The sequence below is a fragment of the Pantoea sp. CFCC18177 genome (assembly GCF_059412425.1).
On sequence record NZ_JBNBPL010000023.1, the window covers coordinates 1 to 14,491 of the forward strand.

Sequence of the window (14,491 nt, forward strand, 5' to 3'; positions counted from 1 at the left end):
GCGGATAAAGATGGGACTGGGCGGACTGAGTCCGGTGGAGTACCGGACTCATAATCAAATTAAGCTGACTTAAAGAGTCCAGGTTAAGGGGTTCAGTTCATCGGCACCGGTCCGTTAAGGCAGACGAGTGAAGTGAAGGCACCGCGTCAGCGGCGCGAGGACCGCCAGCCCCTATGCTGCCCCAGACGGCGTTATAACCAGTCGCTTAACTGACGAGCATTACGCAATAAATTGCGCCGCTACGGCTTGACGTTCGTGGCGCTAGCTACATGATCGGCGCTTTTACAGCGCCTGAGTCTGTTCGTTCTCTTCGACCAGCATCAATCCCGCACGCAATCCCGCCGCCACCTTAGGATTGGGAAATAATACATACTCTCGCGCTTGCTGCACGTAATAGCGTGTCTCACCCTCTTCTGCCAGCAAAGTCCCCTGCGGGAAGGCAGTAAAGTTCAGGGTTTCCGACCCCATGTGCAACACAAAATCGTCTCCATGACGGGTGATTTGCTGCGTCACGCGATAACGGCGCGGTGTTTCATGCACCTCAGGCAGTTTCTCACCGTACAGCAGCGCCGCTAAGGCACGCTGCACCGCGCTAAACTGATTAAGGTCATTCTCACCAAAGGGTAAGGCTTTACCCAGCTCCAGCGTGCTGCTCGCTGCATCATGATGTTCACAGCTGTAATGCGTGAAGGTTCCGCCAGGGGAGCGGTGGAACACCAGCGCTTCCAGCTCTGCCGCCGCCAGCCAATGCAGGAACGCTTCTGGCCATGGCTGGGGATTCAGCGGCATCACGCCAAAGCGCGCATGGTAAGAGCCGCGAATCGCCGTATGCAGATCCAGATGCCAGCGCACCTCATGATCGCGACAGGTACGCCAGAAGTTCTCCAGCGCTTGCTCCAGCCGCAGCGCACGCTGCGCTTCCGGTAGTTCCGACACCTTCTGCCAGCGTCCACCAAACAGCCGGTTCATATCGTACTGCTGATAACGCTTGCCACTGCGTAACGCCTCGGGATTACCTAAAATGACCAGCAGACGCACTGCCAGCGGCTTTTCTCCCTGCAGTAGCGGCGTCAGCAACAGATTAAGAATTTCGACTGGCGCGGTTTCGTTACCGTGAATACCGGCAGACAGTACCAGCGCTTGATGAGTCGCATGATGCGGGGTCAGCGATAAGATCCCTTCGTCGAGCCACTGCCAGCTCAAATGGTCATTACGGCCTTCTCGCTGGCGAGGCGGCTGACCGGACAAGGTTTGCTGTAAAAAGTCCTGCATGATTTCTCCTTTCTCACTCAGAGGCGGACCTGTCGCCCGCCTCCGGTGTTAACGCTGAAATGCGTAGACACTGCCTAAGTCTAGCAGCTGAGTCAGCTCATCCAGCGCGGTACGTCCTTCACGCAGCAATTGGGGGTCGGCCAAATCAGCCTGGGTTAAACGATCGCGATAATGACGATCAACCCACTGATTCAGCGTGGCGAACAGTCGGTCGTTCATCATCACCGCAGGGTTAAGCGCCTGCCGTTCTGCTTCAGTCAGCACCACACGCAGACGCAGACACGCCGGACCGCCACCGTTGTACATGCTTTCACGCAGGTCAAAGACTTTCAGCTCGCGAATCGGCCCCCCGCTTGCCACCAGCTCCGTCAGATAGCGCCACACGCCCGGGTGCTGGCGCGACTCCTCTGGCAGCACCAACAGCATACCGCCGTCAGGATGGCGCAACAGTTGGCTGTTAAACAGATAGGTATTGACCGCATCGGCGACAGAGACTTGACTGCTCGGCACCACAATCGGCTGGAAACCGGGCACCGCTTCCGCCAGTTGTTGCAGTAGCTGCGATTGATCGACAAAGGCTTCCTGATGGCAGAACAGCACCTGCTGGTTACTTACCGCGATCACATCATTATGAAAGACGCCCTGATCGATCACCGCAGGATTCTGCTGCGCAAACACAGTGCGGCTGCCGTCCAGCTGATGCAGCCGCGCCACCGCTTCACTGGCCTCACGTGTCTGACGCGCCGGATAGCGTGCAGGAACATTACCCTGCTGCTGCCCGTCACGGCCATAAATAAACAGCTGTACGCCCGCATCACCATACTCGGCACCAAAGCGGTTATGGTTCGCGGCCCCTTCATCGCCGAACAGCGCGACTTGCGGCAACGCGTCATGCACACTGAAATGCTGTGGATCGCGGAAAATGGCCCGCAAAAGATCGGCCGTTTCCGGCGCTTCGATTGCGCGATGAAACTTATTGTTCAGATTAGCGACGGTGAAATGCACACGACCATCGGCACTGTCTGCCGAAGGAGATACCGTTGCCGCGTTCGCCACCCACATGGCGGAGGCCGAACTCACCGCAGACAATAGCTGCGGCGCCTGCTGTGCCGCTTTGGCCAATACCTGCTCATCCGTGCCGCTAAAACCCAGTTGGCGCAGTAAAGGAAGATTGGGCCGCTCATGCGGCGGGATCACCCCTTGCACAAAGCCCAAATCAGCCAATGCTTTCATTTTCAGCAGTCCCTGCTTTGCCGCCAGACGCGGATTAGAGGGCTGCAACTGGTTGCGCGTCGAAGCTTCGTTACCAAACGACAATCCCGCGTAATGGTGCGTCAGGCCGACCAACCCATCGAAATTGGCTTCAAACGCCTTCATCATAATGACTCCTCAGCGGAGAAATCGAGGCCCGGTGACAGGCTGCCTGGCAGCGCCAGACTTGGGCTTTCCAGCGAAGCCATCGGCCACGCACAATAGTCGGCTGCATACCAGGCGCTGGCGCGATGGTTGCCGGAAGCGCCTATACCGCCAAACGGCGCGGTACTGGCGGCGCCCGTCAGCGGTTTATTCCAGTTCACAATCCCGGCACGCGCCTCAAGTAACAGCTGATCAAACTGCGCACGCTGCGGAGAGATTAGGCCGCATGACAGCCCGTAACGCGTGTTGTTTGCCATCTTAATCGCCTGCTCATACTCGTCGTAACGGATGACCTGCAACAGCGGCCCAAACACCTCTTCATCCGGCAGATTGGCCACACCAGTCATCTCGATGATACCCGGTGTGAGGATAGCGCTGTCACGGTCTGGCCAGTGCATGCCCAGCAGCACTTTACCGCCGGAAGCGATTAATTGTTGCCAGGCAGCAAAAATGTGCCCAGCAGCCGTAGGTGAAATTACGCTGCCCATAAAGGGTTGCGGTTCCGCGTTCCATGCGCCAGGCTGCAAACGCGCCGTGACTTCAACCAAACGTTGCAGGAAGGCATCGCCTGCGGCACCCCGTTTCACCAGCAAACGCCGTGCGCAGGTGCAACGCTGCCCGGCAGTGATAAAGGCAGACTGAATAGCGATATGTACCGCACCATCCAGATCGGCAGGATCTTCCACAATCAAAGCATTATTGCCGCCCATCTCCAGCGCCAGCATCTTCTCCGGCTGTCCGGCGAACTGGCGGTGCAGGTGATAACCGGTGGCCGCGCTGCCGGTAAACAGCAAACCATCGATTTGCGGCTCATGGGCCAGCGCCTGCCCCGTTTCACGACCGCCCTGCACTAGCGCCATCACGCCAGCGGGCAAGCCTGCCTGCTCCCACAGCGCGACGGTTTTTTCGGCGGTCATCGGCGTCAGTTCACTGGGTTTAAACACCACGCAGTTCCCGGCCAGCAACGCAGGAACAATATGGCCATTTGGCAGATGCCCTGGGAAATTGTACGGGCCAAACACGGCCAGCACGCCGTGGGGGCGATGGCGCAACGAACTCTCACCTTCGGCCTGCTCACCGGTACGCGTGTGGTAGGCTTTGACCGAGATGGCAATCTTATTGATCATTGCCTGCACTTCAGTCAGCGTTTCCCAGCGTGGTTTGCCGGTTTCGCGGGCGATGGTTTCTGCCAGTGCGGTTTTATTGCTGTCGAGTAATTTGGCAAAAGCCTCCACTAACGCCTGACGTTCAGCGACCGGTTTCCGTGCCCATGCCGGAAAGGCTGCACGTGCCGCTTCACAGGCCGCAGCAACCTGCGCACCGCTCGCGGCTTTACCCTGCCAGAGGGTTTCACCCGTGACGGGGTTCTGTTTGCTAAAGCTCTCCGCGCCGCCCGTCACCCACTGACCATTAATAAAGTGCGTCATGCTTTTTTCTCCTCGCGGCACAGCGTAACGACACGCAGTGCATCGCCAAATTCACAGCGCAACGCGGTGCGCTGTGCTTCATTTATGCGTACCTTGCCGGATGCGATATCCACCGGCAGTAATGCGACACGGAAATGTTGGTAATCGCTGTTAGCCACCAGGCACAGCGGCCAGTTTTCGTCGGCTTCACCCGCCTCCGCGTGCAGCATTTGGCTTTTACGGATGGCGCGGATGCGATCGATCTCGCACTCCAGCGTTGGGCCACCGTCAAAAATGTCGACATAATTGAGATAGCGAAACCCTTCGGCTTCCAGTACGGCGCGTGCCGGTGCAGTTTTTGGATGCACTTCGCCAATGACCTTTTGTGCCGCTTCAGTCAGGTAATGGATATACAAAGGATGCTTAGGCATCAGCTCGGCAATAAAGGCTTTTTGCCCGGTGCCGCTGAGGAAATCGGCCTCGCTAAACTCCATCGAGAAGAAGCGGCTGCCGACGCTGTCCCAGAACGGGGAATGACCATTGTCGTCACTGACGCCGCGCATCTCTGCCACCACATGTTTCATAAAGCGGTCACGGAAATTCGCCATAAACAGGAAGCGCGATTTTGATAACAGATAGCCATTCTTCCCGTCGCGATAGTCAGGATCGAGAAACAGCGTACAGAGTTCACTGCTGCCGGTGTGATCGTTACTCAGCGACAGAGTGGGCAAACTGGCATACACATTTAACTCTTTGGAGGCGTGCACCTGGGTGCCAACGCGGAAGTTGTACCAGGGATCCTGCAAACCTACCGCTACCTCAATGGCACAGATGCCTACGGCGCGGTTATCTTCGCTATCGGCCAACACAAACACATAGCCCTGCTCAGCGCGGGATAACGTGCCCTGCCAGGTCTGCAGTGACCGCTCAATTCGCGCTTTCAGTGTTTCGCTATCGGCAGGCAGCGAGGTTAAACCGCCCCCGGTTTTGCCCGCCAGCGACAGCAACTGCGCAAGGTCGTCACGTTCAACGGGGCGAATCACCATCATGATGCGGCTCCTGATAGCACGCGAGCGCAGGCACGTTCAAAACGAGCCAGCCCTTCTTTTACTTCTGCTTCACTGATGTTGAGCGCGGGCGCGAATCGCACCACGTTAGCACCGGCAATCAGCACCATTACGCCCTCTTCAGCAGCCGCGAGGTTAAATTGCTTGGCCTTACCAGCAAAATCTTCATTCAGCACCGCGCCAATAAGCAGACCCAGCCCACGGATCTCTTTAAAGATTGGCAGGCGTTGATTCAGTTCCTGCAACGCTGCGACAAACCACTGGTGGCGTTCAGAAACACCGGCCATAAAATCGGGCTGATTGATCAGCTCCATCACTTTGCCCGCCACAGCGCCCGCCAATGGGTTACCGCCATAAGTGGTACCGTGTGTGCCCACACCCATCACCAGCGCCAGATCTTCACGCGTCAGCATGGCACCAATCGGGAAGCCGCCACCCAACGCTTTCGCCGTGGTCAGAACGTCTGGCATCACGCCATAGTGCATGTAGGCGTAAAGTGAACCGGTACGGCCCACACCGCTTTGCACTTCATCGAAAATCAGCGTGGCCTGATGTTTGTCACACAACTCGCGTAAACCACGCAGGAAAGCCGGATCGGCAGGTAACACCCCACCTTCCCCCTGAATCGGTTCAACAATGACGGCGCAGGTTTGGTCATTGATCAGAGCGGCAGCAGAGGCAAGGTCATTGAAGTGGGCATGCTGAATTGCGGGAGGTAGCGGCGCGAAGTCGCGCGAGTAAGCGGGCTGACCGCCGGCGGACACCGTGAACAGCGTGCGGCCATGGAAGGCGTTATTGAAAGCCACGATGCCATTTTTTTCCGCACCAAATCGATCGTGCGCCACTTTACGCGCCAGCTTAAGTGCCGCTTCGTTGGCTTCAGCACCGGAGTTACAGAAGAACACACGGTCAGCAAAGGTGGCATCTATTAACTGCTTAGCCAGACGCAAGATCGGTTCATTTGTGTAACCATTACCGGTGTGCCACAGTTTGCTCGCTTGCTCTGTCAGAGCCTGTTGCAAAGCAGGATGCGCATGTCCTAAGGCATTGACCGCGATGCCACCTGCAAAGTCGATGTAATCCTTTCCCTGCTGATCCCAAAGTGTTGAACCTTCAGCGCGCACCGGTACAAAAGCCGCTGGGGCATAAACCGGCATCATCCATTGATCGAAATCGTGACGCGAAACTTGCAGTGACATAGCCATTTCTCCTGCTCCACTTCAGGTGAAGCTTTTGTTTTAAAATTGTTAAAAGCTGTTGTATTGCAGCTCTACTGTAGAGTGCAGTAAGCGTGCCAGCTAGCAGAAAAAATGCATAAATGGCTTTGAGTAACGCAATATCAATAAGTTAAGCAATGTCGATATTCACTTTAAATGCATAAAAAGTGAATACTTGTCTGATGTGGATTGATGTGCAGGAATTTCTTTAGCGGATTTATGCATTCGCAAAATGAAATCATGCTTTTGTGATCGAACATGAAATATTTCGCCAAAATGACGCGCGCAATGCCTCTTTTTGGGGCGAGTTGTGCACCAATGGTGCGCGGGAGTGCAGGAATTGTGCAGAGGCCGATCGCTGTTGAAGCCCGCTAATTGTGAACTTTATTAACAATTAACCGAGGCCAATAGAATGTTTTTTAATCAGGGTTAATTAAACGGATCCTAAATAACATTTAGTGACTAAGGTTATTATCAAATCGGAAATAAACAGATACAAAGTGGTGAACTTGATAATTACCATGCTAATCATTAGGGGGTTCTGGATATTTGTTATTGAACAATAACGCATAGGCTTGTGCTATTTAACTCACAAAATTAAAATTTTACTGACCGTTCTTTAACCTACATTAAAGCATTTATTTTCAATATCTTAGTTATTTTATCAACCCATTAACTCTTCATGAATGGGATAAGTTTATCCAATGTAAAATCCCACATATTGGAAGTTAAGATTAAAAATCACACAAAAAACCAATAGGAAATATTTAGTTACATATATTGCACTTTTGATCTTGAACTTTTTGTGTCATTTTCTTTTCACCCCGAAAGCGGGGATACAATTAAAAAATATCACAGGGTAAAAATAAATGATGAAGCGCTCTTTACTGGCAGCAGTGATGCCTTTACTGCTGGGACTTTCTTCGGCTCACGCCGCCGAAATCTATAACAAAGATGGCAACAAACTGGATCTGACCGGCAAAATTAACGTTTCGCATTTGTTCTCTGACAACGACAGCTCAAACGGCGACGTGTCTTCTTACACCCGTATAGGCTTTAAAGGCGAAACCAAAATTAATGACCAACTGACCGGTTATGGTCAGTGGCAATACCAGTACAGCCTGAGCAACTCTGAAGGCAGCGATGCGAACTCAGGCAACAAAACCCGTCTTGGTTTTGCTGGTCTGAAAATCGCTCAGTTCGGTTCAATCGACTACGGTCGTAACTACGGTCTGGTTTACGACGTATTGGGTTACACCGATATGCTGCCGTACTTCGGTGGTGACTCGGGTTATACCGATGCCTTCCTTTCTGGCCGCTCAACGGGCGTGCTGACCTGGCGCAACAAAGATTTCTTCGGTCTGGTGAAAGGCTGGAACTTTGCGGCACAGTATGAAGGTAAAAATGAGCGTTCTGACAGCGCCACCGCGAGCAATCTGGCAGTGCGTCGTTCAAATGGTGACGGTTTCGCACTTTCAACTTCATACGATTTCGACTTTGGTTTAAGCATCGTAGGTGCTTACGCTAACCTGGACCGTGTCACGGCACAAAATACCGCGACCTACGGCAGAGGCGACAAAGCGCAGAGTTGGGCAACCGGTCTGAAGTATGATGCGAACCAGATTTACCTGGCGACCATCTATGGCGAAACCCAGAACGCGACTCCGGTCGGCAATACTGGTTTTGCGAATAAAGCGGTGAATTTTGAAGCCGTTGCACAGTATCAGTTCTTGAACGGTCTGCGTCCTTCTTTAGCTTATGTTTCTTCTCGTGCTAAAGATCTGGAAAACAATGTCGGTGATACTGACCTGTTCAAATACGTTGCCGTTGGCCTGACCTATTACTTCAACAAAAACATGTCTGCTTACGCGGAATATAAGATCAACTTGTTGAAAGATAATAATCCGTTGAACATCAATACTGACGATGTTACCGCTGTAGGCTTGGTGTATCAGTTCTAAGTTGGTTTCCCCTCATTGCATACCGGCTAGTGTCGGCTGGGTATGAGCCAAGGGCAGCGAAAGCTGCCCTTTTCTTTTGTATAAGCTAAAAAATCAGTACTGGATCGTGATTCAGGACGCGCTAACCGTCTGTATTCGCTATTTATCTTCATGACTCAACTCATGGAGACTGCAATAAATGATTCGACCTTATGTTTTGGCGCTGTTACTGATTCTCATCTCTTCTTATGCACAAGCTGGAACCGGATTCCGCCAACTGACGCTAGAAGCGCAAACCGCTCGACCACTCAACGTGACCCTCTGGTACCCCAGCAACCCGGCAGGTGCGTCCGAGCAGGCAGGAGAAAATGCAGCGTTTTACGGCGAGTCAGTATTACGTAATGCCACTCCTCTGCATCAACCTCATCCCTTAATTATGCTGTCCCATGGATATGGTGGTAGCTGGCGCAATCTGAACTGGTTAGCCGTTGCCTTAGTGGCGCAGGGTTATATGGTTGCCGCTCCCGATCATCCGGGCACCACCACGGCAAATACTGAACCGCAATTTGCTCAACAGCTGTGGCTTCGTCCGCAGGATATTAATCAGTTAATCGCTGCGTTGCAGGCGAACCCGCAGCTGGCAGGCGAAGTGGATACCACGCGTATTGCGGCCATCGGACATTCACTGGGTGGTTGGACGGTGCTGGAATTGGTGGGTGCACAATTTTCATCGGCATCCTATATTCAAGATTGCCAGCACCGTCAGCAACTCTCAGACTGTAAGCTAATTGAAACCTTGGGGATCAATCACACCGCCAATCATGCATTACTGGATGCGCCCTTGCGCAATCCCGTCATTAAAGCAGCCGTGTCGCTCGATCTGGGTTTAGCTCGCGGATTCACGCCAGAGAGCCTGGCCAATATCAACGTGCCGGTGATGGTGCTTTCCGCAGAACAGGATAGCGTTGAGTTACCTGCCTCGCTGGAATCCGGTTATCTGGCACAGCATATTCCACCGCGCTGGGTGCAGTTCTCACGTGTTCGTGGCGCAACCCACTTCAGCTTTATGCAGCGCTGTAAACCTGATGCCGCAGCGCTGATTGATAAGTTTTCACCCGGCGATAGCATTATCTGTAACGATCAGGGCAGCCGCAGTCGTGTGGCCATTCATCAAGATATCATTCAGCGAATCACACCCTTTCTCGCTCAGGCGCTGAATTTCCCAGCTGCCGAAAGGCGCTCGGCGTCATCCCGCTAATACGTAGGAACTCGCGATTGAAGTTAGATTTGGTGGTGAAACCTGATGCCAACATAATCTCCGTAATCGGCAGAGAGCTGTTACGAAGTAAATGCTGTGCGTGAGAAATACGCAGACCATTAATCCACTGTGAGACATTGCAGTGGTAAGTCGTATTCACGGCGCGAGAAATCTGACGAGCAGGAATGCCGGCTTTCCGCGCCAACATATTCAACGTCAGGTTGTTCTCAAGAAACAGCGCATCTTTACGCAGCCGTTCTTCCAGTTGTTCGCAAAGCGCGGCCTGCTCAGGGGAAGGGATATCAACAACCTCAGCCTCGGGCACTGACGTTTCGGCAATTGGGCGTGTACGTGCGGCAAGCGCAATGGCCAGTGCCAGAAAAGGCAGCATGAATGTTTGCAACAGCGCTATGAGTGGAAGCGCAAATTTACCCTGATGCCAGGCAAATTCCACTGCCACTAACAGGTCAGTGACGCCGGAGAAACAGAGAAAAATACCAGTCGCCAGCGCCATCTTCGCCGCGAATGGCACTTCGCTAATACGCACCTCAGTCAATTTCTCGCTGCCGCATATCCCTACATGGATCAGTGCCATGCCGTAGGCAAGATAGAGTGCAAACAGCACCGCATCAATGGCTGGGGGCCAGCATTGCTGAATAATAATAGCCAGTATCACTGGCGCGATGTGCCAACGAGAAACGCTATGTTGGGTGAGATGACTGAAACAGTGCCACGCCAGCGCAGGCAGCACCGTTGCGATCAAGACACGAAGCAGCATCAGCATCGGCGAGGGCCAGACCCAACGCACTATTCCCACCGTGAGTAATAGCGAGCATAAAAGGAGGAAGCGTAGCGTATGGCGATGACGTTGCCGATCGCCAATCCATAGCGTCAACATTAAGATCAGCAGCACCAACAGCGTGACCAGCGGCAGTGGAATTGATGGCATAGCTAGGAAGTCCATTCCTGAGATTCAGCCGCCATGATACACAGGATCAACCCTCATCCGGCAGCAATTTCTTCGTCGTTTACTGGCAGAGTTACGGTGCCATGACGTTGAAGCGGTTGTCCTCTCCTGAGTCAATCGAGAAAGGCTCCTGTAGCTGCAGGGTGATCCAGTTGGACGTCACGCGGCTGCCTTTGCTGTCTTCTAATGTCACCGAGAGACGATAGCGGTTGCTGGCTCCTGAGGTGGCGTCCCATGCGGGCATGATGATGCTCCAGCCCTGTGGATCATTAGGGTTACTGCCCGGCGTCAGGCTAAGTGCCTGCGTATCCCCCTGCCAGACTACTTTAGTAATCGGATTGGCATTGCGGATTTGTAGCTTCAGCGGCAGGCTCTCCCCGCCGTTAAGCTGCCACGGTGGCGTGGCGAGGAACACCGATAGGGTTTTACGCTGGCGATACTCCATCACCGGCGTGCTGTTGCGGGTGACCATATCGTAACGGCTGCCACGCAGCGATCGCGCCTCGGCTACATTATCCGCGCTGAGCTGCTGGCTGAGCGGCACGCCAAAGCGATAGTTGAGATGCAGGCCAAGTTGATCCTGGCTCTCACCTTCATTGCTGGTTTTGTGGCTGGCAGAGAAGGTGATCAATGGCACCGGCGTGTAGGAGACACCAAAGGTCAATGCCGACGGATTATGGTAGCTGTTGCCGGTATTAAATAAATCCACGTCGTTGCCGAGATACTGCTCCCAACTCACCGACATGCCTAACTGGCGATAAAACGGTAAGTAGCCTTGCGTCGTGACGTCGTAGCCACGCGCCAGGCGTTCCTGTTGAAAAGGATCGCGGTTTTGCCAGCCTGAAAGTGGCGTGTAGTAGTTAGCAGAGAAGCGTAGGTAGTCGCTCCAGGCTTCTGTTCCCAGTGATGCTCGCTGCAACCCGCTGTTGAACATCCGGTCGACGAAGCCGTTGTAGCCTAGTAGCCATTTTCCTGCCGTCCAGCGCTGTCCGAGCCCCAGATTGCCCACCAGCCCGTCATCAGTTTGATGGAAGCCCACTTCAGTGAAGGTGAGATATTGATAACGATCGGCCCACGGCGTCAGCAGGGACGCCCCGCTACCGGTGAAGTTGCCGTCCATATCGACGTTGAAGTCGATCTGCGCTTTGCCATAGGGTGACAGTAGCGACTGCCCTTCATCGACAACGCGATCCCCCAGTTCATCACGAAAGTGATTGAAGGCCCAAATCCCCGCCTGATGGCCAAAGGTACTGTCATTGCTGCTGTCCTGGCTTGCCTCCCCAATGCTTTTTGCGATGGTTGCCAGCTGTTTACTGAAGGCGGCATTCTGATCCTCATAACCCAGCGCAGGCAGCGCCTCCGCCATTTTTTGGAAGCGTGTTGGATCGCTGAACGGCGTTTCTGCGACATGGGTGTCTGTTACCAGAGCCAAAGCTGGCGCCGACAAGATTAAGCCCATGGCAGCGGGCAGGATGCGCAGAGATTTGAAGGTAAACAAAACAGGTAACATAACAAAAACAGGCTTTTATCCAGTTAAGAATTAGAGGTAGATCACAAATTCCTACTGGAATACCCTAGCACATTCTGCCGTTGATGCCGAAAACACTGGGGTAATTCGGACATTTTACATACGGATATCGTGGGTCAAGGAAGTCAGGGATGACACACACGGTGGTAACGGTAATAACGCAAGCAGGTGTCGCACCGGGGCTGGCGGTCCTCGCGCCGCTAGCGCGGTGCCTTCACTTCACTCGTATGCCTTACGGACCGGTGCCGATGGAACATCCATGTTCCAGCGCCACCTTTCGCCCGCGTCCTGCGGGCTCTCCTGGCATACTCACTCCGTTCAGCGCTGCGGATGCCTGCCCCGATACGCCATCAGCCTGCTTATCGGCGTCACTGCGGGTTGCTTAAAAATTCTTTNGCTCTCCTGGCATACTCACTCCGTTCAGCGCTGCGGATGCCTGCCCCGATACGCCATCAGCCTGCTTATCGGCGTCACTGCGGGTTGCTTAAAAATTCTTTTAATTCTGGAGCAATGCTTCCCACATCAAACCGCTGATTAATTAAGAGAAAATCAGCCCGCCATCCACATTAATAGTCTGCCCGGTGATATAGAGTGCATCGTCAGAAGCGAGGAAAGCCACCAGCCCGGCCACATCTTCGGGTTGGCCGGCGCGCTTCAGCGGGATATTTTCCACCCACTCGGCCATCAACTCTCCTTTACCGTACTGCTTTTTATCACTGCTGAGGATTTCCCCCCACACGCGGTCGTTGTAATCCCACATCTCGCTTTCAATAATGCCGGGACAGAAGGCATTGACGGTGATATGCCAGGGCGCTAATTCCAGCGCCAGGCTCTGGGTAATACCAATTACCCCCATTTTGCTGGCGGCGTAGTGCGGCGTGTAGATAAATCCCTGCCTTCCCTGCCCTGACGAGGTGTTGATCAAACTGCCGCTGCCCTGTTTCACCATGTACCTGGCCGCCTCGCGACAGCACAGCCAGACACCGGTGGTATTGACCGCCAAAATCTTTTCAAAGTCGCTTTTCGGCATCGCGTCAAAGCGATCAATGGTAATCACCCCGGCATTCTGGATTGAGACATCGATGGTGCCAAAGCGCTGTGCGGCCTGCTGATACAAGCGCTGCACGTCGGCCTCATCGGTGACATCCACCTGCAACGGTAAGATTTCACTGCCGAATTTTTCTTCAATCTCTTTTGCCGTGGTGAAGACCCGCTCTGAGTTTGACACCATCACCAGTTTTGCCCCATCGCGCGCAAAGCGGGCGGCGATGCCGGCCCCTATGCCACGGCATGCGCCGGTTATCACCACTGTCTTTCCACTAAAATCGCGTGTCATATTGCCTCCTGTTATCCATGCGTTGCTTCAGGCAGGGCGGCCGATTGCTGCTTTTTTTCATGTCTGCGCAGCAGCACCACCTTACTTTGTAATTTTTGCTGGAACTGATCGATGACCACGGCGGTGACAATCACCAGCCCTTTAATCACCATTTGCCAGAAATCGCTGACGCCCATCATCACCATGCCATCCGCGAGGAAGACGATGACAAAGGCACCGATTATCGAGCCTGATACACGACCTCGACCTCCCGCCAGCGCCGTCCCGCCCAATACCGTTGCCCCGATGGCATCCATCTCGAACATGTTGCCGGTCATCGGGTGTGCTGTTTGTAATTGCGAGGCGACGATCAGCCCCACCAGCGCGGCACACAGGCCTGAGAAGGCGTACACAAAGACTTTCACTTTGATGATGGGCACACCCGCCAGACGAGCAGCGGATTCATTGCCACCCGTGGCATAGATGTAACGCCCCAGCGGTGTTTTTCGTGTCAGATACAGGCCCAGCAGTAAAAAGCCCACCATCAGCCAGATGGGGATATAAATGCCCAACAGACTGCCAGAACCGAGAAAGGCAAAACCGGTGTTGCCCAGTGCAGGCATGCCCACCAGATTGGCGTAGGTGCTGCCATCGTTAAACAGCAGTGCCGCACCGCGGGCGACGTACATCATCCCCAGCGTACAGATAAACGGCGCCACGCCGAGACGGGTGACCACCGCGCCGTTGATTAAACCCAGCACGATACCGAACAGTGCCACCACCAGAATCACTTCCGGGACATTAAAGAACAGCGTATTGCCCCCCCACAGCGGCACACCGTTGGTGAGTAACGCCCCTGCGACCATGCCGCAAATCCCCGCCACGGCACCCACCGAGAGGTCGATACCGCCGGTGAGGATCACCAGCGTCATCCCGATCGCCAGTAAACCGGTGATGGCCACGTGCTGCGTCATAATCAGCAAATTGGAGGTGGTCAGGAAATTCGGCACCATAAAACTGAAAAAGCCGACCACGATCAGTAAGGCGATAAAGGTACGCGCCTTAAGTAAGTACATATAGAGCAGGTATTTCTGGTTCATCGGTT

11 protein-coding genes are annotated in these 14,491 nt (G+C 53.9%); 2 read left to right on the plus strand and 9 right to left on the minus strand.

Annotation, left to right across the window (positions count from 1 at the left end):
• Positions 1 to 282 precede the first annotated feature (282 nt).
• Genes astE through ACPUC8_RS19805 form a run of 5 tightly spaced genes read right to left on the minus strand, consistent with a single transcriptional unit; the run spans position 283 to position 6,360 of the window.
• Positions 283 to 1,272 carry a succinylglutamate desuccinylase gene (gene astE / locus ACPUC8_RS19785; RefSeq protein WP_039328858.1) on the minus strand — a complete coding sequence of 330 codons (990 nt, stop codon included), beginning with the start codon at positions 1,270 to 1,272 and terminating at the stop codon, positions 283 to 285.
• 48 nt (positions 1,273 to 1,320) lie between these two features.
• On the minus strand, positions 1,321 to 2,649 hold the full coding sequence (gene astB / locus ACPUC8_RS19790; RefSeq protein WP_494927171.1) for an N-succinylarginine dihydrolase: 1,329 nt from the start codon (positions 2,647 to 2,649) through the stop codon (positions 1,321 to 1,323).
• Positions 2,649 to 4,115, minus strand: a complete 1,467-nt coding sequence (astD, locus tag ACPUC8_RS19795; RefSeq protein WP_494927131.1) for a succinylglutamate-semialdehyde dehydrogenase — start codon at positions 4,113 to 4,115, stop codon at positions 2,649 to 2,651. The genes astB and astD overlap by 1 nt, the downstream gene beginning before the upstream one ends.
• Positions 4,112 to 5,143, minus strand: a complete 1,032-nt coding sequence (gene astA, locus ACPUC8_RS19800) for an arginine N-succinyltransferase (protein WP_494927132.1) — start codon at positions 5,141 to 5,143, stop codon at positions 4,112 to 4,114. Before astA ends, astD begins: the two co-directional genes overlap by 4 nt.
• Complete coding sequence (locus tag ACPUC8_RS19805; protein WP_494927133.1) at positions 5,140 to 6,360, minus strand: aspartate aminotransferase family protein; 1,221 nt, start codon at positions 6,358 to 6,360, stop codon at positions 5,140 to 5,142. Before ACPUC8_RS19805 ends, astA begins: the two co-directional genes overlap by 4 nt.
• Positions 6,361 to 7,247: 887 nt before the next feature.
• On the opposite strand from ACPUC8_RS19805, the gene ACPUC8_RS19810 reads away from it, so the two are divergent.
• Together ACPUC8_RS19810 and ACPUC8_RS19815 are read left to right on the plus strand one after the other, a co-directional pair.
• Complete coding sequence (locus ACPUC8_RS19810; RefSeq protein WP_039328849.1) at positions 7,248 to 8,339, plus strand: porin; 1,092 nt, start codon at positions 7,248 to 7,250, stop codon at positions 8,337 to 8,339.
• A 178-nt stretch (positions 8,340 to 8,517) separates the two neighbouring features.
• On the plus strand, positions 8,518 to 9,576 hold the full coding sequence (locus ACPUC8_RS19815; protein ID WP_494927134.1) for an alpha/beta hydrolase family protein: 1,059 nt from the start codon (positions 8,518 to 8,520) through the stop codon (positions 9,574 to 9,576).
• On the opposite strand, the gene ACPUC8_RS19820 is transcribed toward ACPUC8_RS19815, so the two are convergent.
• The 4 genes from ACPUC8_RS19820 to ACPUC8_RS19835 form a co-directional block, all read right to left on the minus strand.
• Positions 9,509 to 10,525 (minus strand): helix-turn-helix domain-containing protein, encoded by a 1,017-nt coding sequence (locus ACPUC8_RS19820; protein WP_039328845.1) that lies wholly within the window; start codon positions 10,523 to 10,525, stop codon positions 9,509 to 9,511. The genes ACPUC8_RS19815 and ACPUC8_RS19820 overlap by 68 nt on opposite strands.
• Positions 10,526 to 10,616: 91 nt before the next feature.
• Positions 10,617 to 12,053 carry a YchO/YchP family invasin gene (locus tag ACPUC8_RS19825; protein WP_494927135.1) on the minus strand — a complete coding sequence of 479 codons (1,437 nt, stop codon included), beginning with the start codon at positions 12,051 to 12,053 and terminating at the stop codon, positions 10,617 to 10,619.
• Between the two features lie 556 nt (positions 12,054 to 12,609).
• A complete protein-coding gene (locus ACPUC8_RS19830; RefSeq protein WP_494927136.1) occupies positions 12,610 to 13,407 on the minus strand; it encodes an SDR family oxidoreductase in 798 nt (265 codons plus the stop codon).
• Positions 13,408 to 13,418: 11 nt separating this feature from the next.
• A complete protein-coding gene (locus tag ACPUC8_RS19835) occupies positions 13,419 to 14,486 on the minus strand; it encodes an ABC transporter permease (RefSeq protein ID WP_039328841.1) in 1,068 nt (355 codons plus the stop codon).
• Between the last annotated feature and the right edge of the window lie 5 nt (positions 14,487 to 14,491).